This window comes from Paenibacillus sp. strain BS8-2 (assembly GCF_054483835.1).
This window is the reverse complement of the sequence record NZ_CM137010.1, coordinates 4,444,384-4,469,500: the sequence shown is the minus strand read 5'-3', so window position 1 is coordinate 4,469,500 and position 25,117 is coordinate 4,444,384. Positions and strand designations below refer to the sequence as shown.

At 48.6% G+C, this 25,117-nt stretch carries 21 protein-coding genes; 2 read left to right on the top strand and 19 right to left on the bottom strand.

What is annotated here, in order from left to right; translation table 11 throughout:
* Window positions 1-12: 12 nt before the first annotated feature.
* Window positions 13-1,080 carry a pyruvate dehydrogenase (acetyl-transferring) E1 component subunit alpha gene (gene pdhA / locus ACX1C1_RS19260; RefSeq protein WP_458953790.1) on the bottom strand — a complete coding sequence of 356 codons (1,068 nt, stop codon included), beginning with the start codon at window positions 1,078-1,080 and terminating at the stop codon, window positions 13-15.
* Between the two features lie 281 nt (window positions 1,081-1,361).
* Here pdhA and ACX1C1_RS19255 point away from each other — a divergent pair, with 281 nt between their 5' ends.
* The gene (locus tag ACX1C1_RS19255; protein WP_458953789.1) at window positions 1,362-2,102 is read left to right on the top strand and encodes an alpha/beta hydrolase; all 741 of its coding nucleotides are present in this window, start codon (window positions 1,362-1,364) and stop codon (window positions 2,100-2,102) included.
* 120 nt (window positions 2,103-2,222) lie between these two features.
* Here the strand turns inward: ACX1C1_RS19255 and ACX1C1_RS19250 are convergent, their stop codons facing one another.
* Window positions 2,223-2,726 carry a low molecular weight protein-tyrosine-phosphatase gene (locus ACX1C1_RS19250; RefSeq protein ID WP_458953788.1) on the bottom strand — a complete coding sequence of 168 codons (504 nt, stop codon included), beginning with the start codon at window positions 2,724-2,726 and terminating at the stop codon, window positions 2,223-2,225.
* A gap of 2 nt (window positions 2,727-2,728) precedes the next feature.
* The gene (locus tag ACX1C1_RS19245) at window positions 2,729-3,397 is read right to left on the bottom strand and encodes a trimeric intracellular cation channel family protein (RefSeq protein ID WP_458957730.1); all 669 of its coding nucleotides are present in this window, start codon (window positions 3,395-3,397) and stop codon (window positions 2,729-2,731) included.
* Between the two features lie 183 nt (window positions 3,398-3,580).
* Here ACX1C1_RS19245 and ACX1C1_RS19240 point away from each other — a divergent pair, with 183 nt between their 5' ends.
* Window positions 3,581-4,228, top strand: coding sequence for a thiamine diphosphokinase (locus tag ACX1C1_RS19240; protein WP_458953787.1), 648 nt, complete (start codon window positions 3,581-3,583; stop codon window positions 4,226-4,228).
* Here ACX1C1_RS19240 and ACX1C1_RS19235 read toward each other — a convergent pair.
* The 16 genes from ACX1C1_RS19235 to metH all read right to left on the bottom strand — a co-directional run bounded on the left by ACX1C1_RS19235 (window position 4,225) and on the right by metH (window position 24,988).
* A complete protein-coding gene (locus tag ACX1C1_RS19235; RefSeq protein ID WP_458953786.1) occupies window positions 4,225-6,213 on the bottom strand; it encodes an endonuclease MutS2 in 1,989 nt (662 codons plus the stop codon). The genes ACX1C1_RS19240 and ACX1C1_RS19235 overlap by 4 nt on opposite strands.
* 457 nt (window positions 6,214-6,670) lie before the next feature.
* Complete coding sequence (locus ACX1C1_RS19230) at window positions 6,671-7,408, bottom strand: MBL fold metallo-hydrolase (protein ID WP_458953785.1); 738 nt, start codon at window positions 7,406-7,408, stop codon at window positions 6,671-6,673.
* A gap of 38 nt (window positions 7,409-7,446) precedes the next feature.
* Window positions 7,447-8,118: a GNAT family N-acetyltransferase gene (locus ACX1C1_RS19225; protein WP_458957729.1), complete on the bottom strand. Its 672-nt coding sequence runs from the start codon at window positions 8,116-8,118 to the stop codon at window positions 7,447-7,449.
* 50 nt (window positions 8,119-8,168) lie between these two features.
* A complete protein-coding gene (locus ACX1C1_RS19220; RefSeq protein WP_458953784.1) occupies window positions 8,169-8,831 on the bottom strand; it encodes a GNAT family N-acetyltransferase in 663 nt (220 codons plus the stop codon).
* A complete protein-coding gene (locus tag ACX1C1_RS19215) occupies window positions 8,828-9,694 on the bottom strand; it encodes a carbon-nitrogen hydrolase family protein (RefSeq protein ID WP_458953783.1) in 867 nt (288 codons plus the stop codon). The genes ACX1C1_RS19220 and ACX1C1_RS19215 overlap by 4 nt, the downstream gene beginning before the upstream one ends.
* Before the next feature lie 18 nt (window positions 9,695-9,712).
* On the bottom strand, window positions 9,713-11,068 hold the full coding sequence (locus ACX1C1_RS19210) for a HAMP domain-containing sensor histidine kinase (protein WP_458953782.1): 1,356 nt from the start codon (window positions 11,066-11,068) through the stop codon (window positions 9,713-9,715).
* On the bottom strand, window positions 11,065-11,763 hold the full coding sequence (locus ACX1C1_RS19205; RefSeq protein ID WP_458953781.1) for a response regulator transcription factor: 699 nt from the start codon (window positions 11,761-11,763) through the stop codon (window positions 11,065-11,067). The genes ACX1C1_RS19210 and ACX1C1_RS19205 overlap by 4 nt, the downstream gene beginning before the upstream one ends.
* 84 nt (window positions 11,764-11,847) lie before the next feature.
* Complete coding sequence (locus ACX1C1_RS19200; protein ID WP_458953780.1) at window positions 11,848-13,494, bottom strand: protein kinase domain-containing protein; 1,647 nt, start codon at window positions 13,492-13,494, stop codon at window positions 11,848-11,850.
* Window positions 13,495-13,656: 162 nt separating this feature from the next.
* Window positions 13,657-14,673, bottom strand: a complete 1,017-nt coding sequence (locus ACX1C1_RS19195; RefSeq protein WP_458953779.1) for an SAM-dependent methyltransferase — start codon at window positions 14,671-14,673, stop codon at window positions 13,657-13,659.
* A 71-nt stretch (window positions 14,674-14,744) separates the two neighbouring features.
* Entirely contained in the window at window positions 14,745-15,110 is a 366-nt protein-coding gene (locus ACX1C1_RS19190) for a cyclic-phosphate processing receiver domain-containing protein (RefSeq protein WP_458953778.1), read from the bottom strand.
* Between the two features lie 24 nt (window positions 15,111-15,134).
* On the bottom strand, window positions 15,135-15,941 hold the full coding sequence (locus tag ACX1C1_RS19185; protein WP_458953777.1) for an Fpg/Nei family DNA glycosylase: 807 nt from the start codon (window positions 15,939-15,941) through the stop codon (window positions 15,135-15,137).
* A gap of 45 nt (window positions 15,942-15,986) precedes the next feature.
* The gene (locus ACX1C1_RS19180) at window positions 15,987-16,793 is read right to left on the bottom strand and encodes a TIGR01457 family HAD-type hydrolase (RefSeq protein WP_458953776.1); all 807 of its coding nucleotides are present in this window, start codon (window positions 16,791-16,793) and stop codon (window positions 15,987-15,989) included.
* On the bottom strand, window positions 16,793-18,097 hold the full coding sequence (locus ACX1C1_RS19175) for a ribonuclease H-like domain-containing protein (RefSeq protein WP_458953775.1): 1,305 nt from the start codon (window positions 18,095-18,097) through the stop codon (window positions 16,793-16,795). The genes ACX1C1_RS19180 and ACX1C1_RS19175 overlap by 1 nt, the downstream gene beginning before the upstream one ends.
* Entirely contained in the window at window positions 18,094-20,382 is a 2,289-nt protein-coding gene (locus ACX1C1_RS19170; RefSeq protein ID WP_458953774.1) for a DEAD/DEAH box helicase, read from the bottom strand. Before ACX1C1_RS19170 ends, ACX1C1_RS19175 begins: the two co-directional genes overlap by 4 nt.
* A gap of 138 nt (window positions 20,383-20,520) precedes the next feature.
* Window positions 20,521-21,486 (bottom strand): ribonuclease Z, encoded by a 966-nt coding sequence (gene rnz, locus ACX1C1_RS19165; protein WP_458953773.1) that lies wholly within the window; start codon window positions 21,484-21,486, stop codon window positions 20,521-20,523.
* Between the two features lie 121 nt (window positions 21,487-21,607).
* A complete protein-coding gene (gene metH, locus ACX1C1_RS19160; RefSeq protein WP_458957728.1) occupies window positions 21,608-24,988 on the bottom strand; it encodes a methionine synthase in 3,381 nt (1,126 codons plus the stop codon).
* Between the last annotated feature and the right edge of the window lie 129 nt (window positions 24,989-25,117).

Here is a 25,117-nt window from a genome sequence, read left to right as displayed (position 1 = left end):
ACTCCTCCCCTATTATTGGAAATCTTCTTTTTGTTCTTCCAGGTACTTAGGTGTTGTTTCGAACATTGTATCGATCAGGCCTGCAACCGTCATTTTTTCGACAGCTTCAGCTTTTTTGATGTTTTCGTTTACCGTTGCTTTTGCTTCTTCTTTTACGCGGTTTGTATCTTCGTCGGACCAAAGACCTTTTTTCTCGAGGAATTTGCCGAAGCGGATAAGCGGATCTTTAAGTGCCCATTCAGCTTCTTCGTCCTTCGTACGATATTTCGTCGTGTCGTCAGCCATGGAGTGCGGACGGAAACGGTATGTCAGCAATTCGATAAGCGTAGCGCCTTCGCCATTGCGGCCGCGTTCTGCAGCATCACGGACAGCCTTGATAACAGCCAGAACATCCATACCGTCAACTTGCACGCCTTTGATACCCGCTGCAACCGCTTTGTGAGCGACGGACAGTGCACCTGTTTGTTTCGCGTATGGCGTTGTAATGGCGTAGCCATTGTTTTGAACAACATAAATAGCTGGAAGCTTGTAAACACCCGCAAAGTTCAGACCTTCGTAGAAGTCGCCTTCGGAGGATCCGCCATCACCCGTATAAGTGATTGCAACACGTTTCTCGCCTTTTTTCTTGAATGCCATGGCAACGCCAGTCGCATGCAAGATTTGAGCACCGATAATGATTTGTGGCATCAGGACATGTACGTCCTCCGGAATTTGACCGCCGGCTTGATGTCCGCGCGAATATAAGAAAGCCTGGTACATAGGAAGACCATGCCATACCAACTGCGGCATATCGCGGTAGCCCGGGCAGATGAAATCGTCTTTGTTAAGGGCGTATTCGCTTCCGATCATAGAAGCTTCTTGACCGGATACCGGTGCGTAGAAGCCTAGACGGCCTTGACGTCCAAGGTTAACGGCACGTTCGTCCCACGTGCGGGTAAATACCATGCGGTACATAACTTCTTTCAGTTGCTCGTCAGTCAGATCCGGCAATAGATCCGGATTTACGACATCTCCATCGAGCGACAATACGGACATTGGTGTAACCGGTTCCGTCTGAACTTCGTATGGCAGTTTGCTCATTTTGAACGCTCACCTCAATCAAAATATTTGAAAATCGGGTACCTCTGTTATAGAATTATTATAAACCTGTTTAATGATTATGGTCAAAGCAAAAAACAAAAAAACCGTTGTTTTTTCGCTAATCCGGGCTATTCTGTTGAGAAATTGTATATGCTACAGAATCAAATTTACACTGTAACAGCATAATACAACTGCTTATCTAAGGAAGCCAGACCAGCATTACCTTATAATGGTTTGCCCACAATGACCCTATTCCATTCCATACCGAGGAGATTTCAATCATGACGGATGATCGATATTTGAAGAGAACGATTCTGAAAGAAACGGTTAAAAGCAGTTATTTGCCCGAAGGAGAGCGCAACCTTCGCATCTTCCTCCCACCGGGTTATAATGAACTGCTTAGTTATCCTGTCGTATATTGTCAGGACGGAGAAGATTTCTTTAACTTCGGGCGAGTCGCAACATCGGCTACCAAACTTATTTTGGATGACGGACTTGAGCCGTTTATTATTGTTGGCGTTGATGTCGACAAAAAATTCAGGACGGATGAATACGCACCGGACGGCAGCCGCCACATGGCTTATTTGCGATTTTTCGCAGAAGAGCTTCTCCCCTACATTGAAGAAAGGTACCCTGTGCGCAGAGAACCTGAAGATCGATTATTGGCCGGCGATTCGCTTGGCGGCAGCGTCTCGCTTCATATCGCGCTTGAATATCCGCAGCTTTTCACACGCGTGATGTCTCTTTCCGGCGCTTTCTTCGCAAGCTCTCAAGCCGTTATTGATCGGCATTACGATCTGGAATGGCTGGATATCTTCATGATTGTCGGATTACAGGAGACCGAATACGAGACGACGGATCGCGGCATCCATGACTTTGTCGCTCTGAACCGTAATGCCAAGGCGCTGCTTGAGCATAAAGGAGCCCGGATCTTCTATGAAGAAAAAGAAGGCAAACATCAGTGGGGCTTCTGGCAAAAGGAAATTCCTGCAGCATTAAGCTACTTTATTGAGGTTGAGTAATGATCCATGATGTTGTATCGAAAGTAGCATGGCAATGCCTTAGAAAGGAAGGACCGTTCCAAAGCTATGAAACAGGCTTTGGAACGGTCCTTTTGATCTTTAAATACGGAGAACTTGAATTTAAGCGTTATCCAATATGATTTTATCCAGCAATGCCTTGCAGCCTGCTTCAACCAGCTCGTAAACCTCGTCGAAGTTGCCGCTGTAATAGGGATCAGGTACATCCGCTATCCCGCGATCGGGCAGCAGCTCCATAAAAGTAAAGATTTCTGGACCATCTTCGCCATTAGCGCGATTAGCAGATTGGGCAAACACAGCTTCGGCATCACGGAGATTTTTGGAATCCATGGGGACAATATAGTCGAATTGCTTGTAATCGTCGCTGATCACGAGACGTGCTCTCATTCCTTCATAGGAAATACCCTGGCGATCTAATAGACCTCGTGTGCCCTCATGCGGCGGGTGACCCAAATGCCAATCTCCCGTTCCTGCAGAATCCACCTCAATGCTATCACTTTTACCCTCCTGTGCCACTAGATGGCGCATGACCGCTTCGGCCATGGGAGAACGGCAAATGTTGCCGAGACACACAAATAATACCTTGCAGGTTGCGTTATGAATCATGGCTATTCCAACTCTTTCTTCATTAATTTTTTCGAGCGTTCCGCCGCAGTTGCGGATGCGGCAAACGCCCCTCTAAGCGAACGACGCGGCAGACGCCATTTATAATAGACAGACATCATACGGAACGCGATAATAAGGGCAAATAGCACAAGGAGCTCGACGATTGACTTCGCCCATCCAAGACCGACGCACATCCCGGCCAGCATTGCCCATACCGCATAAATTTCATCTTTGAGCACAAGTGGCTTGCGTCCGGCAAGCACATCGCGGATAATGCCGCCGCCAATCCCCGTTAGCATCGCTGCCACCAATACGGCACTAAGCGGATGCCCCATTTGGGTTGCATACAATGCGCCTTGAATCGCGAACGCCGACAATCCAATCGCGTCAAAAAAAGCTTCGCTGCGTCTCCAACGCAGAATCCAACGGACCGGCAAAATGAAGGCGATCGTCATAGAGATAATCGCGACCTTGAACAAATAACCTTGACTCCATAACATGGTGACCGGCATCCCGATTAGCAGATTCCGTACGACCCCTCCGCCAAACGCGGTTACCAGACCCAGCACATAAACGCCTAAAATGTCGTATTCTTCTTCCATTGCGACTACAGCTCCGCTGACCGCAAAAGCAATCGTGCCAATCAAGCTGAAGACGCTAAAAATATCCATGCTCACCGCCGTAATCCCCGCTTCCCGTTCATTGTGGGCGAAGTAAACACCCTTTATCCTTACCCATTTTATCTCCGCACCGTCACTTCCGCAATGACAAATTTCGAGCGGGATTCGCATTGCTCGCGAGACAAGCAGAAGCTATACTGAATTACAGACAATGCCGAAAGGAAGAACATCGACATGAACGCCATGCTTCAAAAAATCATAATTACCACTGGTGGATCATTAGGCTCTTGGGCTGTTCCTTATATCGAGAAAGGCAGTTTGCTTATTGGCGCAGACAGCGGCGCTTTGTTTCTGATTGAGCAAGGTTTTAAACCCGATATTGCCATCGGGGATTTTGACTCCGTGTCGACTGATGAGCTCATGCGGGTCAGAAGTCACAGCGTCAGGATGATCGAATGTGATCCCATCGACAAAAACTTCACCGATACCGAGATGGCATTCCGCTTGGCGCTCGATCTGAAACCAGAAAAAATTTTGATGCTAGGCGCATTAGGCACACGATTCGACCATTCGCTTGCCAATGTCCACCTTCTCGCCCTGGCGGATGAGAACGGTATTGCTGCCGAAATCATTGATGAAACAAACCGCATTATGATCATCTCTCAGACGACATTCGTGACACGCCACCATCATCCTCAGCTTTCCCTGTTACCGCTATCTAGTTATGTAACAGGAATTACGCTCGAAGGATTTCAATACCCGCTTCATGAAGCTACTTTAACGATTGGCCAGTCGCTTGGCATCAGTAATGTGATGATCGGAGAACAAGGCGTTATCCGCCTAAATGAAGGACGTTTGCTCGTGATCCAAAGCCGGGATTAATATTGATCCTCCGGCTTAATCACGATTTCTATTCCTTCTGCATGTTTGCGATTCATCAGGTTACGGGCTTTTCGGTTCTCTTTTGATTCGAATACAATATCAAGATCATACGATTCGCCCGGGTATAATTTCTCTTTGGCGATATAGGGTTTTAAACGTTTGTGATTAAATCTCATCTTTTGACCCTGTACCTGGACAACTAGCTCGCCTTTCTCATCTGCTTCTCGGAACACAACGCCAGAACGCTTGAGTGGATAGATCCATACGGCATCTCCTTGGGCAAAGCGCCGGGCAACCTGACTCCCAATCGACGTGTTATTGTCATCCTTACTAACATCGGAATTCACGTCGCTGCCTTTGGCAGCTTTTGACGATTTCGGCGTTCTCCCCGATTGACTATCATCTTGGAGCTCGGTTCGCGGCACACTAATAACGTCCACATATGACGATGCTCCGCCGCCCTTTCGTACAAGCAGCTCTTCCGCACGCCTCATGACTCCCTCTGGCAACCCAAACCTGCGCGCGATTGCAAAGGCATGGCTGTCGCCTGCTTCTCCAATCTCAAGTCGATATAGAGGCTGCAAGGTTTCCGGATCAAATGTCATTCTTCCATTCTGACAGCCTTCTGTCGACGAAGCAAACAGCTTGATTTCGTTGAAATGAGTGGTAGCCGCGACCTTGGCGCCTTGCCGCTTAAGCTGCTCAAGGACAGCGATTGATAAAGCAATTCCTTCCGACGGATCGGTGCCCGCAGCCAATTCGTCCATCAGCAATAAGGATTTATCGTCCGCATACCGAAGCATTTCACTTAGCACGGAGATGTGTGAAGAGAAGGTGCTAAGCGATTGCTCCATACTTTGCCCATCTCCAACGTCGACAAACAAATGGCTAAACAAACCGAGCTCGCTCTCAGGTGACGCAGGCACGAGAAGTCCGCATTGATTCATGATGACGAATAGTCCAATCGTCTTTAGCGTAACTGTTTTTCCCCCTGTGTTCGGACCCGTGATCATTAGCTGGTTCCATTTCAAACCTAGCTCCACTTGGAGCGGCACTGCACCTTTACCTAATAACGGATGTGTAGCCTCGACTAATCTCACATAAGGTTTGTCGATTAGACGCGTTCGTTTTCCGCCAATGCTTCTGGCAAATTTACCTCTGGCAACAATATAATCGAAGATGGCCATCGCTTGCACGTTCATTTTGAGCTCTGTCGAATGATTATCTGCTTCATCAGAAAGACGCGATAATACGATTGTCCTCTCTCTTTCCTCCGCCGACTTCCACTGTTGCAGCTCCATATGCAGCTCAGCCACTTCCATTGGCTCAATGAAAAGCGTCTGCCCGCTTGCAGATTCATCAAGCACCGAGCCGGGTACATGTTTGCGCAGCTCACGCTTGACAGATAACACGAATCTCCCAGATCGTTTACTGATGACAGACTCCTGCAGGCTGCTCTTATATTTGTTCATCGCTCCCGTCATCCGTTTCTGGATTTGATCTTCTACAGCATAGGTTTGACGGCGAATATAAGCCAGGTCAGGACTCGCTTCATCAGTCAAGCTGCCGAAACGTATACAGCGCTGAAGATCATCCCGCAACTCCCTGCATTCGTACATGGAGTCCGCATATCCGGATATTGTCGGAGCAAGCTGCTCCTTGGCATTCATATATTTTTTCATTTGAGCAACAGAGGTCAGCCATATACCAAGCTGTTCAAGCTCTTGTTCGTTGTATATCCTGCCTTTGCCAAGTAGAGCGAGAAATGGCTCAATCCCTTCCATCGGCGAGATCGGGATGCTAGAGCCGGCGGCAAGAAGGATTGCTGCTTCTTCTGTTTCCTGAAGCCAAGCATGAACACGCCCGTAGTCAGCACTTGGCTTCATCGATTCAGCAAGCTTGCGTCCTGCATTCGAAACCGTCCTATCGGCCACTTGTTCTTTCACTTTATGAAATTCTAATTTGTTCAACGTATTTTCATTCATGTATGGACATCTCCTTTATTTTGGGGTAAAAAAAATAGACAGGAACAGAACGCGTGGGCGCTCCATTCCTGTCTATATAAAGGTGTAATCGAATCACGACTGTGTTCATGCAAGCAAATGACACGTTTCACATCGGGGCCGATGGAGAAACTGTGCGTATTGCTTAATCCATAACCTACATAAACACAAATCGATGAAAAGAAAGGTAGCCTTCATGTAAACAGTCGGATATCCTCAGGTTCTCAACTCTAGGACGGATATCGAAACAAACCATAACGAATGTTAAAAATAACATTCGCTGGCCTATTCTCGAAATATCCGAATATGATCCTATTTATGAGTTAAGAACACCTGCATACATCAAAATTTCCCCTTCCTAATAAACAGCGGTACATCAAAAATCTAACCATATCATACTCAAAATCATGACTATCCGTCAATATTGGAGTAGCCCGAATTAGATGTCAATCACCATTCCAGTATAAGCAAACTTCATACCATTAGGCAACTCGCCGCATCTCCGAATATCGATATCATGGGACAAATGAGTAAGCACCATCCGTCCAGGCTTCCACCTCTGTGAGAGCTGAATAGCTTCCGTTACATCATATACGGAGCGAGTCTCCATCGGATAAGGCTCTTGGAAGAAACTCGTTCCGAATATGATGAGATCAGCTCCAAACATCGGTTCCTGCTGCTCATCCGTCAGCAGAATGGAATCGGAGCAATATATCCAGCGATACCTCGTCTTCTCATTAATGAACGAGAAGGCGTAGGCATAACCGTTTTTGCCATGGTTAACCCTCCAACTGCTAGCCGTCCAATCGCCGATGCTGATTGCATGATCGAATGTTTTGAATTCAATTCCACTACCGATCCATGGAAACCGTTGCAATATCTCCTCAATCACCTCGGAAGGTGCATATGCGATTCCCTTCTTGCCCGTCCATCGACAGACATCATACCACTCTGGTAAACCGCCGATGTGATCGTAATGCGCGTGGGTAATCAACATACGGTCTATATCGCGCAAGCCCGCCATTTCCATCTGACGTCCCCAATCCGGGCCACAGTCAATCCAAGTTGTGCCCCATTCTGGCTCAAGCCACTGAAGAGTGGGACGCAGACGCCGATTGACGTGTTGTGCCTCTCTTGCTTCGCTGCAAACGCCACATTCGCAATAAGTGCGAGGCACGCCTTGAGAATCTCCAGTTCCACGAAAAATTAACTTGCTCATAGCGGAAGCAGACGCACTTCTTTCAAGGTCTTCAGATGCTCGACCATTTCAATCCATTCTTGCGGTTTTTTCGGCAGAGCCGAATAATATGTCGTTAAGAATTGAACAACCAGCTCGGCAGGTATAGCTTCCAGCTCCTCATCCTTCGGTAAGAATCCAAGATCCAGCTCCGAAACCGCTTCGCCTGTTTGTTCCCAAGAAGGATGGACATACTTGAGCTCCAGTCGTTTGTAACCGATATGAGAAAGCACCTCGCGTCGCACATATGGATTCATAGGTGAAACGCCGCCGAAACCGTGATCGGCTGCGCGGTAAGGGTCATAAATCTCGGCGAACATCCCGATTGGCGCAGTCTTCGATTGTTCCGCAAGACGCTGCAAATCCTTTTCTCGATTTACAAGCAAGAAACGGCCAATACCCATTGCGGCCTTACCGATAATCGTAAAGTCCGTCATCGCGACCTGCATATCGGGATAATAACGGTATTCGGTTGCACCAACTACGACTTCACCCTGCAATGCGACATATACATGGATACTGGGATCTTGCAGAGGACCTGCCCAGTCGTCATATGCGAGCACTTCTTCCGGAGGAAAAATGGTGCCTAGCAGCTCATGCAATTGCCGGAAATAAACATCTTCTATTGTTTGAATACGATAATAAGTCAACATAAATTGAAATTCCTCCTGATTCGGACTCCTAGTTATGGATGCGGACGTTAAGTCTTAAAGGGATTCCGCCACTCCATCAATACAGCGTGGTTTAAGGATTGTTCATCCTCCAAATAGTTGGGCGTGATTCCAACTGGCAGCCTTCCACAGCGTAGAAGAAATGATATCACAGGGTCATTCCACTCCCCTGATAGTACCTTTGCCAGATACTCCTCCGGGCTCGCCTCGTGTGTGCGCGCTCCATAACCCGGCATTCGGCCGCCGCCTAACAATCGTTCAAGACCTAGATGTACCACTGTTTCATATAACGTAAGCATCATCCATTTGCCCAAGCCCGACGAACGATACGCCGGGACAACTGCAATATCAACAACATATAGCGTATTGCCTTGCGAATTATGATTGCGGATATATCCATTATCAGTCACCGCCGCCCAGCTATGGTCGGATTCGTAATCCGCCATATCTACGACCAGCCCTGTCATGGAGCCAACGATAACACCATTCACTTCCGCACAGATCGCTCCCTGCGGAAATAAGGAGACATGCAAAGACAGTTGTTCCTCGTTCCAATGCAGCTCCTCGGGAAATGGCGGCGGGAAACATGCCTTCTGCACATCAATTAAACCTTTAAAGTCACTAACTCCGTAGTTCCGAATGGCCGCTTGGACGAGTCCACTGCCAGACCGTATGTATAGCTCCTTCTTCATTCAGATCTCCAATCGGTGTAGAGATCTGTTCTACGATCACGCCAAGTCATAACCGATCCGTTCAGGCGCACTTCTTCCAGCAAGTCGAGATCCAGATCGCCGACGATTAGCATATCGTCGTTAATAACACCTTCTGCGACAATTCCCGCTGGCGGGAACGGAATATCGTTTGGCGCCAGTATAGCCGCTTGTCCATAGTTCGCGCGCATAAAATCAACCTTGCGCAGTGAGCCTACGGTACCAGTCGTTACGATATAAATTTGATTTTCAATCGTTCTAGCATGGCAGCAATACCGAACCCGATAGAAACCATGTCTGTCATCCGTGCACGATGGACAGAAGATGACATCCGCCCCCTTGGCGCGTGCGATTCGCACGATCTCAGGGAATTCAATGTCATAACAAGTCAACATGGCGATGGTGCCGAATGGCGTCTGGAATACTTCTACTCCATCCCCCTTCGACATTTCCCATTCTGTCACTTCGGTAGGTGTCAGATGAATTTTGTCCTGGGTATCGATCCGCCCATCCGGATGGAACAAGAAAGCACGATTGCGCCGTTTCCCGCCCTCAACCTCAACGACATGCGTGCCTCCGATGATATACATCCCATATTGTTGGGCCAATTCACCAAACAGCTCCGTATACGCATCTGTGAAGCTAGGAAGACGGTCAATAGTCAGCGGGTTGCCCTGGTCGTCGCCAATGGAGAGCAATTGAGTCGTCATAAATTCAGGGAACAACAGAAACTGTACACCATATTCCGAAGCGTTGCGAACATAGTGAGTCACCTGATCCCGAAAGGCATCAAAACTGGTGATATCGGATAGCCGATATTGAACGGCAGCTGTACGAAATTTCATAAAGGACCTCCGATGTCATTATTTGCGCTGCTTGAATTGCAAAGTAATTGTCGTCCCAAGATTAGGAAGGCTGAATACGTCGATTTTGCCTTCGTGCAGATCAATGATCCGTTTAGCGATAGACAAGCCAAGTCCAACGCCGCCAGTTGTCCGACTTCTTGCTCCGTCCACACGGTAGAAGCGCTCGAACAGATGCGGGATTTCTTTTTCCGGAATCCCCATACCTTTATCTTTCACTTCGATTTTGACGATGTTTTTGGATTGGGAGATCGATACATCGATCGGTTCCTTGGAATATTTGATGGCATTATCCAATAGGATCACCAGCAACTGTCTGATCTTGTCTTTATCACCAGACATACGAATGACGCGCGTGTGCGGCTTGATTCGGATCTGACGCTGGAAAGTCGTCTGCAGCATCGTCGCAAGCTCTTCTACTATATGTACGACATCGAACATCTCCAGCTTGAGCCAATCTTCCTGCTCCGCTTCAGCGAGCATCAGCATTGATTTGGTCAAATTCTGCAGTCTCGTTGCTTCCTTTGAAATCGCCTCAACGGCTTCATCACGAATGCTTACATCGTCGCGTCCCCACCTCTTTAACAAGCCCGCATAACTGCTAATAACAGTTAAAGGGGTTTTGAGTTCATGCGAGGCGTCAGCTACGAACTGCTTCTGATGCTCAAAGGTACGATCGAGCCGCTCAATCATTTGATTAAATGCCCTAATGAGCTGCTGAAGCTCTGCCGATTCCTCACGTCCGCTAATATCAATTTGCCGGAGCTTACCACTGCGATCGATCTCCCGCATTGTATTAACCATCTGCTGAATTGGAGCCGTAAGCCTGGATGTGAACCAATACGTTCCGAAAATCGCAAACAATATCGCACCTGCGCTCGTCACACTAAGCGCCGCAACTAACACCTGCAGATAATTGTCCAATTCGTCCAGAATGCGATTGATCTCTAACATCGCGATGACATTCCCGTCCGAATACAGCGGTACCCGCATATAAATGATGCGTTCCCCGCTCTTCGTCACCATATCGGTATGATGATAAGCATCGAACTGCGCGGGCAGCTCGAGCAGAATGGCGTTCGTACCGGTTATATTGAGAACGCGGTTATTGGGACCGATAATTCGAATCATTTCGTTCGCGTTATGATATTCCTTTAATAAATCCGGTGAGGACAACCCTCGACCACTCTGGATCCGAGGATTCTCCAGCATAAGATTCATCTTGGTCATAATGACCTCTTCTTCGCTCTCTGTCGTAATTTTGATGACATAGAAATACACGAAGATATTAAAGAAAATTAAAATGAGGATAAGCCAAAAAATCGTAAAAAGCGTAAAACGTTTACGCAGCGTCATGCATCCGGCTCCTTAATCATATAACCTACTCCCCGAACGGTATGGATCAGCTTATGTCTGTACCCTTTATCCAGCTTTTGGCGCAAATAACGGATATAAACGTCGACGAGATTCGTCTCGCCGATAAAGTCATATCCCCATACTTCCGACAAAATGTCTTCACGTGACTTCTCCTCATTGCGGTTCTCCACCAAATAGACAAGCAGCTCAAACTCACGCGGGGTCAGCTCGATCAGGATATCTTTGCGGTACACTTTGCGGGAACGAAGCTCAATGGTGAGATCACCAAGCTTGATGACATCGGAACCCTCAGATTCCTTAGGATTTTGCTGGAATATACGCAGAATGTTGCGTACCCTCGCCAGCAATTCCTCCATGGCAAATGGTTTCGTAATATAATCATTAGCGCCATGCTCGAAGCCGCTCACCTTATCCGGTACTGTATCTCTTGCCGTCAGCAATATAATAGGCACAGGATTACCAGCTTGACGAATTAAACGAAGCACCTCGATACCGCTCATCTCTGGCAGCATAACGTCGAGGAGAATTAACTGCCATTCTCCTGTTGAAGCCATTTCATAGCCTGTCCTGCCATCTGCCGCCACTCCAACCGAGTATCCCTCATGCTCCAATTCCAATTGCAAGATTCGAGAGATTCCCGCTTCGTCTTCTACGACTAGAACGCGTTCATTCATAACGATGGTACACCTTCCTTCTAGCAAAAATAATACTTTCATCATAAAGAAGGCGCCATTAGATTGCAAGCGAACACCATTCAGCTACGATCTGCTTACCCGCGCTTTCATATCCAATACTTCGAGTAATGGCTGTAGAGACCTCGTCAGCTTCTGGTCCAATTGTGCATAATCGGTTGGCCATTTGCCGCTCCACATGATGTTCCATAATTTCTCTTGCGGTAACAAAGGGACGATCGCAATCGGCCAATCCGGCAGCATGGACAGCCATGTACGATCTTCGCCGAATTTCGTATGTTTATTGGCGATCCAGTGCCATTGCTGCTTCACAGTGGCATTCTCTGATTGCAGTTTATGCAGTCTCTCCCACTTAGCAGACTGCCATTTGTATACATTGGGATCGGCAATAACGACAACATGATCTGATGCCCTGATCAAGTAACCCGCTTCCGAAGTATCCCAATTACTGGATAGATCGATGATCTGAATATCATGCCTGCTCGCATCAAACGTTTGTTCAAGGCGTCCTAAAGCTTTGTCTGCACAATCAACCCATTGTGGAGATGCTGGAAGCCACTCAACTGGACAAGATCGGGCATGCTTTACATCCTCTTTTCTTCCCCCATATCCATCATCCCGCAATCTCCAATATTGTTCGGACTCGGATTGTAAGGAGCGCGGCAGAAGCTCCTCCCACTCTCCTTGTTCACCTGCAAACTCAGCCGCGTGCACGGCAAGTCCGCGACGTGCCATTAATAGCGCTAACGTAATCGACAGGAAGGTAACGCCGGTTCCACTGGACAGTCCTAACACGACAACCCTGTGTTGTGAGTTGTCTACAGCCTGTTTTGCATGTTTATTTGGCGCCAATATATCTGTAGCCTGAACTTGCCAGGCAGTCAGAGCCTGCTCTACTTCTTGCATGGATTGAAATCTAAACCGTACATCCGGCTCTAACATCCGTTCCAATATATTGACATAAGCTCGCGGCCATGTTTCCGGGAGTTTCATTCTTGGTTTGGCACGATTTGGATTCCACTCCTGCATCTCTTTTACCGCACTAGTTCCCGCTAAACTGTATAAGACAGCTCCAAGACTATATATGTCGCTTCGGATATCGCTTTGACTCCCGTAATGCCTCTCTGGCGCTGCATATCCTGTCGTCCCAAGCTGCAATGTATCTCCCTGTTTCCCTTCTTTGTAGTAACGAGAGATTCCGAAATCGATGAGCTTTACCATATCGTTTGTGTCAATCATAATATTGGATGGTTTGAGATCACGGTGGATGATGGGACGAGGCTGTTCATGCAAATAAATCAGTGCCGAACACAGCTGCCTAGCGATTCGCAACACTTGTCCGAAAGGCATAGCTTGGCGCGAATATTGCAGCCATTGGGCCAGCGTATGACCATCAATGTACTCCATTACGAGAACTTCTGGCGCTCCTTCAGCTGATGGCGGGTAATAGTCCGTAATTTGTGGCAAATGTGGATGATCCAATCGCATCAACGTAGCGGCTTCCGAAGAATAGACGCCAGGTTCAATCGGAGCAACAGCAGAACTTGTAACCTTCATAGCCAGAATCCGGCCTGCAAGCTTGATATCCTCCACAGCAAATACGGTGCCCATTCCACCTTGACCTATGATGCGCCTAACCCGATATCTACCCTCATATAATTCGCCGATCCTCGGAATAATTTCCATTTGACCCAAAGAAGTTCCCTTTATCATTATACGATCTCCTTTCACATGAACAAGGTGAAATAACATATCACTTCTTAGCATTTAATAAAAAAATCCCGACCAACATCTGACATGTGTCAGACGCGGGTCGGGATTCTTTCCCTCATTATAGGTAATTGCGATCATTATATCATAGAAGAATTTGGTTGCCTACTTCTTCCGCAGGTACAACGTCATCTCTTCACGGTTGTGGAAAAGCTGCCTTGCACCGAGGATGTGGAAGCCGGTACTCAGTCTTTCTTTCACTTCGCGAATCGTTTGCAGCGGTTTCTTATGCATCAGCTTTATGGTCACAATGGCCGTTGCTTCCGGTTTAAGCGCATGTATCAGATCTAATACGAGACGTGACATCAGCATGGGACTCCAGCTCATATCACACACCAGCAGATCAAAGGAGGAAGGGGCAAGCGACACATCCGACGCATTCTGCTTCAGATGTGTGAGCATCGGATTACTTTTGAGGGAGGGATGCATATCCGCTGGGTCTATGGCCGTCACGCGTAAACCGCGCTCAAGCAGCAGCGATGTCCATCCGCCTGGAGCCGCTCCAATATCTAGAGCGTTGCGATAATCGGTATATTCGATGCCGAACGTACGCTCCGCTTCGAGGAGTTTGAATTTGGCACGAGATATTTGACCTTCTTCGCGTTGGAAACGTACCGCGCCGCCTGGCCAATCAGACAGCATTTCCACTGGGGTTCCGAATCCAACGTAGAGACGATCACCCGCTGTATAGACGGAAATTATAATTTCTGGCATCTGCACAACCGGTTCCGCGTCGATCTCCTCTAGAACGGCATCGAGGACCGCCTTGGTATCGGAGGTCGAGTAGTGAAAATTCGAATTGGTGCTTTTACGTATATGCACTGCGGTTCGGCGATCCATGAAGGATAATCTTGCGTTGCGTATCATATCGGAAAGCTGTTCCAGATCGCCCGCATCACCTTGAGCGATAATCTCTCTGTCGATGGGCTGCAAGTGACGCAAGAAGACAGGGGTCTGTTCCGTAATGGCAGCAAACACAGACTCCTTTGACAGGTCACATCTCATACAGAATACTTCGCCCGGGGCGAGTAGGGTGAAGCTGGCGCCAGGAAACAAACGACGTAGTTCCTCCATCGCATAAGGTGCATAATGTTGATTGGCAGTACCGATCCATTCAGTCACGTTTGAATAGCCTCTTTCGTCATTAATCTATCTTCAATCCAACTTTTGCACGGACATTGGACATTTAGAACTTACGGTTGAATTGAATTCGATCCCTTTTCACGATTCAATCCTGCAATCTGATCCAACAGCTGCTGAGGCATCGGACCACCAAATAATTGTGAATCTGCAGGCAGCGATGTGGAGAGTGCATGATACATCATGGTACGACCCGCTGCGCTGGAAGTATGCAAATAAATGCGTTTCGGGAATCTGCCTGAGCTTATAATATGATTGACGACCTCATCACCTGTTGGCTGCCCCCAGCCCAAATCGTAGTCAAGCGACAACACATCGATTGGTCCTGAATCAATCAATAGCTTGCATTCTTCCGCATTTCGAGCAAGTACAAAGCCGTCCGGGCATCTTCGATAGTCATCCAAATAGACATGGATCATGCGATCCCCTCCACGAATAATGGTTTATAGCTGACAATCTGGACAACGATAGTTTTTGCGTCCTGCAACGGATGTTTTTTTGATTGTGCCGCCGCAACGCCTGCATAATTGACCATCAAGGCCATGCACGGCAAGTCGATCGCGGTATCCGCCCGTAAAGCTGTCGCCGCTGAACAACGGCTGTACTTTGACGCCACCATGGGATATCGCGTCACGCAATATATGCCCCATCGCATGATAAAGCTGCTCCCAATCGGCAGGTATCATCTCGTTCAGCTTGCGTTCTGGACGAATTTTCGCTTCGAACAATATTTCGTCCGCATATACCGGTCCAACGCCTACAATCAAGTTCTGATCAAGCAAAGCCGTCTTGATGGTGCTTCTTTTTTTGGCGTATCGTTCGATGAATCTGGACAATGTAAGACGTTTGTCGAAGGGATCGATACCTCGCCCCTTCATCTGCGCTTCCAATTCCTTCACGGACACCAAGCTGAAATCTGACGTCGTTACGCCCGATAGCGCTAAGGATCGATCGCCGAATCTTAGTCGGATGGATACCGTTTCGCCCATGGTTTCATTGGAAGACTCAACAAACAAAGCAGCGTCGTCCGCTAACCGAATGGTCAACCTCTTGCCATTGTCCAAATGGAACACAACTAGGTCGGCTCTCCGTTCTACGAACCACACATATTTGCCCACAATATTGTCTTGCAGAATATGATCTTCTTCTGACGGCTCTCCCGTCAAACATTCGAGTGCTGTTATTGCTGCACCGGCGAATCGCTCCGCGAGTAACGCTCTGTATATTTCCAGTTCCGGAAGCTCCTGCATCTAGCCGTTAAACCTCCCAGCGAATGTAAGTGATATCATACCTATTTATCTCGAAGACAAATCTGACCTCAATTCGTCTAACGTATCATAAATTTTGTCAGGACTGCAGCCGGCAGAGTTTGCGTAATAATCATAATTTTCTTTGGTCGTCAGACCGGTCAACACGAGTGCCGTACCGCAACCTGAAGCTACACCTGCCGCGATATCCGTTGCTAGATTATCTCCAACAACTAACGTTCCATCAGCCGGAAGTCCCATACGCGACAATGCGTAATCCATTAGGATGGATGACGGTTTACCGATGACGATAGGCTCTACACCGCTCGCCGCGCGAATCATTGCTCCGATGGATCCTGCACCAGGCAGCATGCCATCCGTAGACGGCACTAATAAGTCAGGATTGGTCAATATGGACGGAACACCGTTCCGAATATGATGAACAGCTCTCGCCACCTTGCCGTAGCTTAGCTCCCGATCAATGCCTTGCACCACAAAGTCAGGTTCATCATCCGTTATTCGAAGTCCCGCGTCTGTAAGCGCTTCTAGAAGACCATTCTGTCCAATCATATATACGGAAGCATTAGGCTTCAAACCCGCAATAAGAACCGCAGCCGCTTGAGCCGAGGTGCATACGTCGTCGGGACATGCCGGAATATCCATGCCAATCAAACGGCTTGCTACTTCCTCTGGAGTAGCTGACGAGTTGTTGGTAACGAATCGATATGCGAGGCCCGATTGCTGCAAATAATGAATGAGCCTGCTGGCTCCTTCGATAGGTCGTGACCCGTGATACATCGTACCGTCTAGGTCGATTAATAAGCCTTTTACCTGATGCAATGTGTTCTGTTCCATTATTTCCCCATGACTCCTGATTCACGTTTATTTATCTTAAGCTGCAATCTTTGAATTCGCTTGCGGATATTTTCAACAAAAGTGGTCGCTTTAGCGTCCAGCCTTTTCCCCTCGAACAAATGCTGGCATCTCACTAGCGCTTCGGATGCATAGAACAGCGATCGATTCCAATCCTTGATCTTGTGTTCATAATACATGGATAATTCAATACATGCATCCTGTCCGCTAGGAGACTGCGTAAACTCCGTAACATGTACAACCTTCTGCCACAATAACACAGCCCGTTCCCAATTACCAGCCTTCTTATCTCTTGCGGCCAGCTTGGCGAGAGATGACGGAGTAGGCGATTCATGGACTACTGCTCTGTGGTACAGCTCTTCGATCAGCCGGTCCTTGCCCATACGTTCAAGCCATAATCCGGTGCGGACAAGTTCCTCCGTTTCTACGGGATGAGGAATACGCTTAAATATATCTTCTTTGAGCAAATGCCCGAATCGAATCGACAGGCAAGCCAGTGAGAGTAGATCCAGCTCATTATGGATAAAGACGCCTTCTAAGGGGGTAGGATCTCCATCTGCTAGAAACTGAAAATAAAGCTGTGGCGCAAGCGATCCCGGAACATCGTCCGAACGCACAATGCCAAGTCTCTCCTCTTCGATATGGCTAAGCTTGCAAGAAACTAGCGTGTTGCGCCAAATGGACCTTGAAGGATGAAGGAAGTCGAGATGAAGCGGCTGCTTGAGCGGACGTCCCAGCCCGTTCATGATCATCCGATTATATACTAAAGGCCAATCAAAGGTCTTACCATTATATGTCGCCAAATAACGATAATTGCGCAGACGTTGCCCTAAATCGTAGAGCATGGCATACTCTTCGGCGGGATGTCTGATCAGCGTCTGCTCCACAACAAATCGATCTCCTTGCAGATAAGAAAGTCCAACCATAAACGGAACATTGCCTGTCCCTACGCCAAGCCCCGTCGTCTCCAGATCTAGATACAAAATCTGCTCAGGTTCGATGGCTTCGATTCCAACATGAAATTCAGACAATCCTGCTGCAGCTTCCCTAAGCTCTCCAAGCGCGTGCGTACCATGGTGATGGGATAGATCGAATTGGGATATTCGTACCAAATACTCTCCCTTTTCACCTTGCCTCAGTTTAACGCCGAACGATGACCAAGCTGGATGCAGAACTCCTTCTGTTTCCACAGAATCAACAGTCTCGGTCTCGGCGATTGCAAGCGGTTGTTCGTTGGTTTGGGCGCCATTGCCTCTCAGGCGGTTCATTCGATCTCGCATGCTCATATGGATGCACCTGCTTCTCTCAAAAGTGACAAGGCTTGCTCTTTGCCCAATAAGCCGACCTCCTCGATCGGACCAACGCAAGCAGGACAGCCGCTTTGACAAGAACACGATGTAATGAGCCGCTGTGCACGCGCCACTAGCTCATCATGCACGTCATATAATCTCTCGCTGAGACCAATTCCCCCTGGATAACGGTCATAGAAATAGATGGTCGGCTTCTGAGAGTGGATCGCTTTAACCTGCGGAACTACACGTATGTCGAAGGGGTCACACATCAAATAAAGCGGAGCGATATGCACTAATACATTGGCAATGCCAAGCAGCGCGAATTGCATCTCATTTTTCGAACGTTTGGCCGCCGCTTCGTCGCTGAAGGAGAACCAGTAGCTGCTTGTATGCAGTTCTTCTTCTGGCAAATGGATCGGCCCCGAGCCGATGTTTTCATGCGTTCGCAGCCTAATTTTCTTAAAAATAGTCACTTTCGCATTAACGGTCACTTCGCCGTAATTCCTTACTAACTCGCCAGACACCGTCTCTTTGTCCACATGCAGCACCTTCAGCTCTACAGCCAGATTCGCATCGGTGTAATACTCTACATCCACCTCACGGACGAACGCCTTTTTCTCTGGGTAATCAAGCTTCTCGACTTGAAACTGCACGCCTTCATGGATATATATCGCTTCCTCATGGATTAGCGTAGGCGCACTGAAACGATCGACCTCTCCCAATACACGATGCTCGCTTGTTGTTATATCAATAATGACGAAATTTTCTTGTGCTGCTGACCGAAGCGAGATGTTATGTGCCGGGAATGACTGCTCCATCCAGAACCAGCGATCGCCGGCATAATGCAGAACCTTCTCTTCTACGAGAAATTCCATCATATCCTCCAGCTTTTCACCGCCGAACGTATCGCCCCGCTTAAAGGGAAGCTCATATGCGGCACACTTGACGTGGTCGATTAAGATGAGCAGATTGTCCGGATGAATAAGCGCTCGCTCAGGCGGACGGTTGAAGAAAAAGTCAGGATTCTGGATAATATATTGATCCAGCGGGTTGCTGCTGGCTACCATAAAGGTGACGGAGCTCTCCTGCCTACGACCGGCTCGGCCGGATTGCTGCCAAGTGCTTGCAATCGTACCCGGATACCCATTGAGTACGCAGGCCTGTAGTTGTCCGATGTCGATACCAAGCTCAAGCGCATTCGTACTGACAACACCTCTGATTTCGCCGCTGCGAAGACCACGCTCGATCTCGCGTCTAAGCTTGGGCAAATAACCGCCTCTGTACCCTCGTATACTTTTGTCTCCGATCTTGTCTCGTACCAATTCTTGCAGATAAGTTAAGAGCAGCTCGACTCGAACGCGGCTTCGCGCAAATACGATCGTCTGCACGCCTTGCTTGAGAAGCATGGCCGCTAATCTACGAGTTTCCAACACGCTGCTTCTACGAATGCCTAACTGCTGGTTTACCACTGGAGGGTTATAGAAAACGATATGTTTTTCCCCCATCGGCGCTCCGTTATTGTCAACAAGCGTCACCTGTTCTCCGATTAGTTTCTCGGCATGTTCGCGCGGGTTATCAATCGTAGCAGACGCACATATAAATTGCGGATTCGAACCATAAAATTTGCAAATACGTTTGAGCCGGCGAATAACATTGGCAACATGGCTGCCGAAGACGCCGCGATAGGCATGAACTTCATCGATTACGATGAATTTAATATTCTCGAACAGCTTTACCCACTTCGTATGATGAGGCAGAATCGCTGAGTGCAGCATATCAGGATTGGTAACCACGATATGTCCAGCATTACGAATGGCCGTACGTACTGTGGGCGGTGTATCACCATCGTAGGTATGTGTTTTGATATCGACACCCATCAGATCAGCTACCGCTTGTAGCTCTGCCACCTGATCCTGTGCAAGCGCCTTAGTCGGGAACAGATACAGCGCCCTGCCCTCGTCGTTTTCAAGCAGGCTCTGCATCACTGGCAAGTTATAACAAAGCGTCTTACCCGATGCCGTCGGTGTTACCGCCACGACATGATCGCCGCGCCTCGCGGCCCTATACGCGTCTGCCTGATGCACATATAGCTCTGAAACGCCTCGAAGTCTAAGCCCTTCCTTCCAAGTAGCATGAAGATCATCCGGCAATGGTACGCTAACGGACGGACGGGACGGGATAGTACGCCAATGGGTTACATTAGCCATCAGTTCCTCGTCCGCCTTTAGGTTATTGAGCCATTCGCCGAGGCTCTCCGCCCTTCCCGTCCAAGCATTCATCCGCTATCACTCCATTCCTTGAGTTAATTCCGCTTCCATTCTCGTTTAGCCATTTTATCATACTATCAAGCATAAGAATATACGTTCGATCAATGATACAATCTGATGAATGATCAATCACTGGATATGCTTGAGTAATTACTCGGAACAACCGTTCACCGGGCCGCTTCCCTTCCGCTCGATCTCATAGCTTGCAAGATCCAGAGCGGCATAACTATTCGAAAATATTGTCCTCGCCTCAAGCTCTAACAAGGCCAGCTCTTCATTGTTATATCTGCCGCTGAAATGAGTCATCACGAGAAGCTTTGCGCCTGCATCACGTGCCGCCGTTGCCGCTTCGATCGTTGTACTGTGTCCGAACTCATGCGCCTTCGCTTCCATACCGCCAGCGAACGTAGCTTCATGGACGACAAGATCCGCTCCGCGTGCCAGCTGCACGGCATGATCACATGGGCTAGTGTCACCGAGAATAGTCACGATACGGCCAGGTATAACGCCATCCGTCACAGACTCTGGTGTCACGACTCGCCCGTCAGCAAGCGTCACAGCCTCGCCGCGCTTGAGCTTCCCATACATGGGTCCCGCTTCCAATCCGAGCTCCTGCAGTTTTTCGGTGAGTAAGCGCCCCGGTGCATCGCTTTCGGTAATGCGAAAGCCATAACAGGGTACACGGTGGACAAGCGACAGTATTTCCACCTTGAAACATTCATCCTCGAAGACCGGCTGTGTTTGATCATGATCATCCAACTCATGAATGACAAGGTTATAGTCAAGCGTTGTTCCCGTCAAACGGAATACCGTCTCGATGTAAGCCTTAAGACCGGTAGGCCCATACATATCAACCTGGCTAACACCACCGTCAAATGAACGCGTGCTAAGAAGACCAGGCAATCCATATAGATGATCTCCGTGAAGATGAGTGATAAATATTTTTTCCAGTTTGCTCAGCTTAAGCGGCAACTTCATTAATTGATGCTGTGTCGCTTCGCCAGCGTCGAACAACCACCAACCGCAATGTGGATCCGGAAGCTGCAGGGCTACGCCGGTTACATTGCGGTGTTTGTTCGGACGACCAGCGCCTGTGCCCATAAACCAAACCTTCATTTGCATTGCTCCTCACTATATCCCGTTTCGCGATTTCCTGCCGCTTGCAAAGGAGCCCTCCACGCCGCGGTAATGGTGCACCGGTTCGAGGAAGGCTCTCGCTATGGTTATTTGAGATCAACTAAACTTTTTCGACGTTAAAATACTGAGCTTCCGGATGCGCGAACACCATTGCCGACACCGAAGCCTCCGGCTCCATCATAAATCCTTCTGTCAGCTCGATGCCGATATCCTCCGGTTTCATCAGCTCGAAGAGCGGTCCTTGATCTTCCAGGTTAGGACACGCGGGATATCCAAAGGAAACGCGAATCCCTTGATAACGTGCACCATGGCGCTGCTTCATCGTCATCTCAGCTGGATCCGGATAACCGCAAATATCACGCATCATATGATGGACACGTTCTGCAAGTCCTTCCGCCACCTCAAGCGCGACCGATTGGAGCGCGTGGGAACGCAAGTAATCTCCGCTATCCTTCCACTTGCTTGCCAATTCACGGATTCCTTCGCCTGCTGTAACAACCAAGAAGCCGACATAATCCATAACGCCGCTATCCGTCGATTTGAGGAAGTCCGCCAAGCAGAGATAAGGTTCCACTTGCTGGCGCGGGAATGTAAACCGCTTGACTTCCTTCGAATGATCCGCAGGATCATAGATAATAACATCGTTGCCAGAAGATTGTGCCGGGAAGAATCGGTACATACCATGAGCACGCAAGAATCCATCTTGTGTCCCCTCACGGAAGATCCCATCAACAGTCTCCTTCAATTGCACTGCTTTTGCGTTGCCTTCGGCTAGCAGCTTATCAACCGTACCTTTCAGCCCCAAGTGATGACCAAGAAGCATCTGCATATTGACATACGGTACAATTTGCGGAATCGGCACATCACGCAAGACATGACGTTCTGTATCAGGCGGCGCAAACACCGGAGCATCCGGCGAAATTTTGGAACGAACGGCACGCGTCAGTTGTGGCAGCGACTTCTCCGTTTCTTCGAGTGCCGCACCGGATGCTTTGTACGCTGCAAGCTCCTCCTCGAGCCTCGAACGATGCTCGGGGTCCATCAACTTATTCGCGATGTCGAGACCGTCCATGGCATCCTTGGCATACAACACAAGTCCGTCATACTCCGGGCCAATTCTTGTTTTGGTGAATTTCCGCGTAAGAGCCGCTCCGCCTACCAGAATCGGCGCATCGATTCCTGCATTACGCATGTCTTGTGCCGTAATTACCATCTGCTGCGCTGATTTCACAAGCAGGCCTGAAAGCCCGATTGCATCTGCTTTTTCGTTGCGGTAGGCTTCGATCAACTGCTCAGGCGGAACCTTGATCCCGAGATTAATGATCTTGTATCCGTTGTTAGACAATATAATTTCCACCAGGTTTTTGCCGATATCATGAACGTCGCCTTTAACTGTCGCGAGAATGATCTTGCCTTTGACAGAGGATTCATTCTTCTCCATGAACGGCTCCAGATAGGTTACGGAAGCCTTCATTACTTCGGCGCTCTGCAGCACTTCTGCTACGATCAATTCGTTATTGTTGAATAGTCTGCCGACCTCTTCCATGCCTCGCATCAGCGGACCGTTGATCACCTCGAGCGGCGAATATGTTTTGAGTGCTTCTTCCAAATCAGGAATAAGCCCTTCTTTTGTCCCTTCGACAATATAGGAACCCAAGCGTTCTTCTAACGACAGGTTAGAGATCTTTTCCTTTTTCTCGACCTTCTTATTACGGAATGCGGCTACAAACGCTGCCAGTGTCTCGTCGGTCGTATTATAGATTAGATCCTCGGCCAGTTTACGCTCTTCATCCGGGATGGAGGCATAACGCTCCAGCTTCTCCGTATTTACGATCGCGTAGTCTAGTCCCGCCTTTGTCGCATGGTACAGATAAACAGAGTTCAGAACTTCTCGGCCAGCGTCCGGCAATCCGAATGAGATGTTACTCAGACCCAATATCGTCTTCGCTTTCGGGTACTTCTCCTTGATCATCCGGATACCTTCCAGCGTCTCGACCGCAGAACCGATGTATTGCGGGTCGCCGGAGCCAATTGGGAACATATTCGGATCAAAGATAATATCCTCCGGCTTCACACCGTATTTGTCCACCAACAAGCCATAGGAACGATCTGCAACTTCCATCTTTGCTTCTCGGGATACCGCTTGACCACGCTCATCGATCAGAATCATGACAACCGAAGCGCCATACTGGTGAATCAGCGGAATGATCTTCTCGAACTTGGATTCACCATCCTCCAAGTTAATGGAGTTAATGATCGCCTTGCCTTGCGAATATTTGAGACCCAACTCAATAATATGATCATAAGTGGAGTCCAGCATGATCGGAGCCTTGATCTTCTTGACTACCTGAGGTAGAAATTGATGAACGGCGTAAGCTTCATCGATGTCTGTATCCTGCAAGTTAATATCTATGACATGCGCTCCGCCCTTGACCTGCGCACGCGCAATCTCGGAGGCTTCATCGAACTTTTCTTCTTTAATAAGTCGCTTGAACTTACGAGAACCCGAAATATTGGTCCGTTCGCCAATCATATATGGACGGTTGTCCGATTCGATAAATACTGTTTCGATCCCGGAAACGGCATCGGGATGTGTCCCGTTGCATTCACGCGGCGAATAGTTCGCCATCGTGTCGGCAAGCGCACGAATATGAGCAGGCGTCGTGCCGCAGCAGCCGCCGGCGATATTCAGCCAGCCCTGCTCGGCAAATGCGGCCAGCTTCTTGGCAAGCGACTCAGGCGACTCGTGGTAGTGACCATTCTCGTCGGGAAGACCTGCGTTCGGATAGCAGCTGACAGCCGAGCTCGAGATCTCGCTAAGCGTCCGAATATGGTCGCGCATAAACTCCGGACCCGTTGCGCAGTTCAGCCCCATCGAGATGGGATTCAGATGCTCAAGCGAAATATAGAACGACTCAATCGATTGACCGGCAAGTGTCGTACCCATCGGTTCGATCGTTCCGGAAATCATGATTGGCAACGTAATGCCAGTCGAAGCGAAAGCATTGCGAACACCAATGCTGCCCGCTTTGACGTTTAATGTGTCCTGCGATGTTTCCAATAATATGGCGTCAACGCCGCCTTCGATGAGAGCTACAGTCTGCTCGTAATAACTTTCGATCAACTCATCGAATGTCACACCGCCTGTAACCGATAATGTTTTGGTTGTTGGACCCAGCGCGCCAGCAACAAAACGTTGTCTGTCCGGTGTGCTGAATTTGTCCGCGGCATCTCTTGCCAGCTTTGCTGCCGCCAAATTAATTTCCCTAGCCTTCTCAGGGATATCGTAATCCGCAAGTACGACGCTTGTCGCGCCGAACGTGTTTGTTTCGAGAATATCCGCCCCGGCCTCCAGGTATTGCTCATGAATCAACTGAATGACATCAGGACGAGTCAATACAAGCATTTCGTTACAGCCGTCCAGCTCCGCTCCACCGAAATCCTCTTCTGTCAGGTTCGCTTGCTGAATCATTGTGCCCATCGCGCCATCCAATATAAGTATACGTTTCTTAAGTGCTTGTTCTATGCTCTGTCTAGACAATTTGCTACACCCTTCCCAAACTCATTGAGAAATATTATAATCGTAGTCATTCGACAACGAGTGCCAATC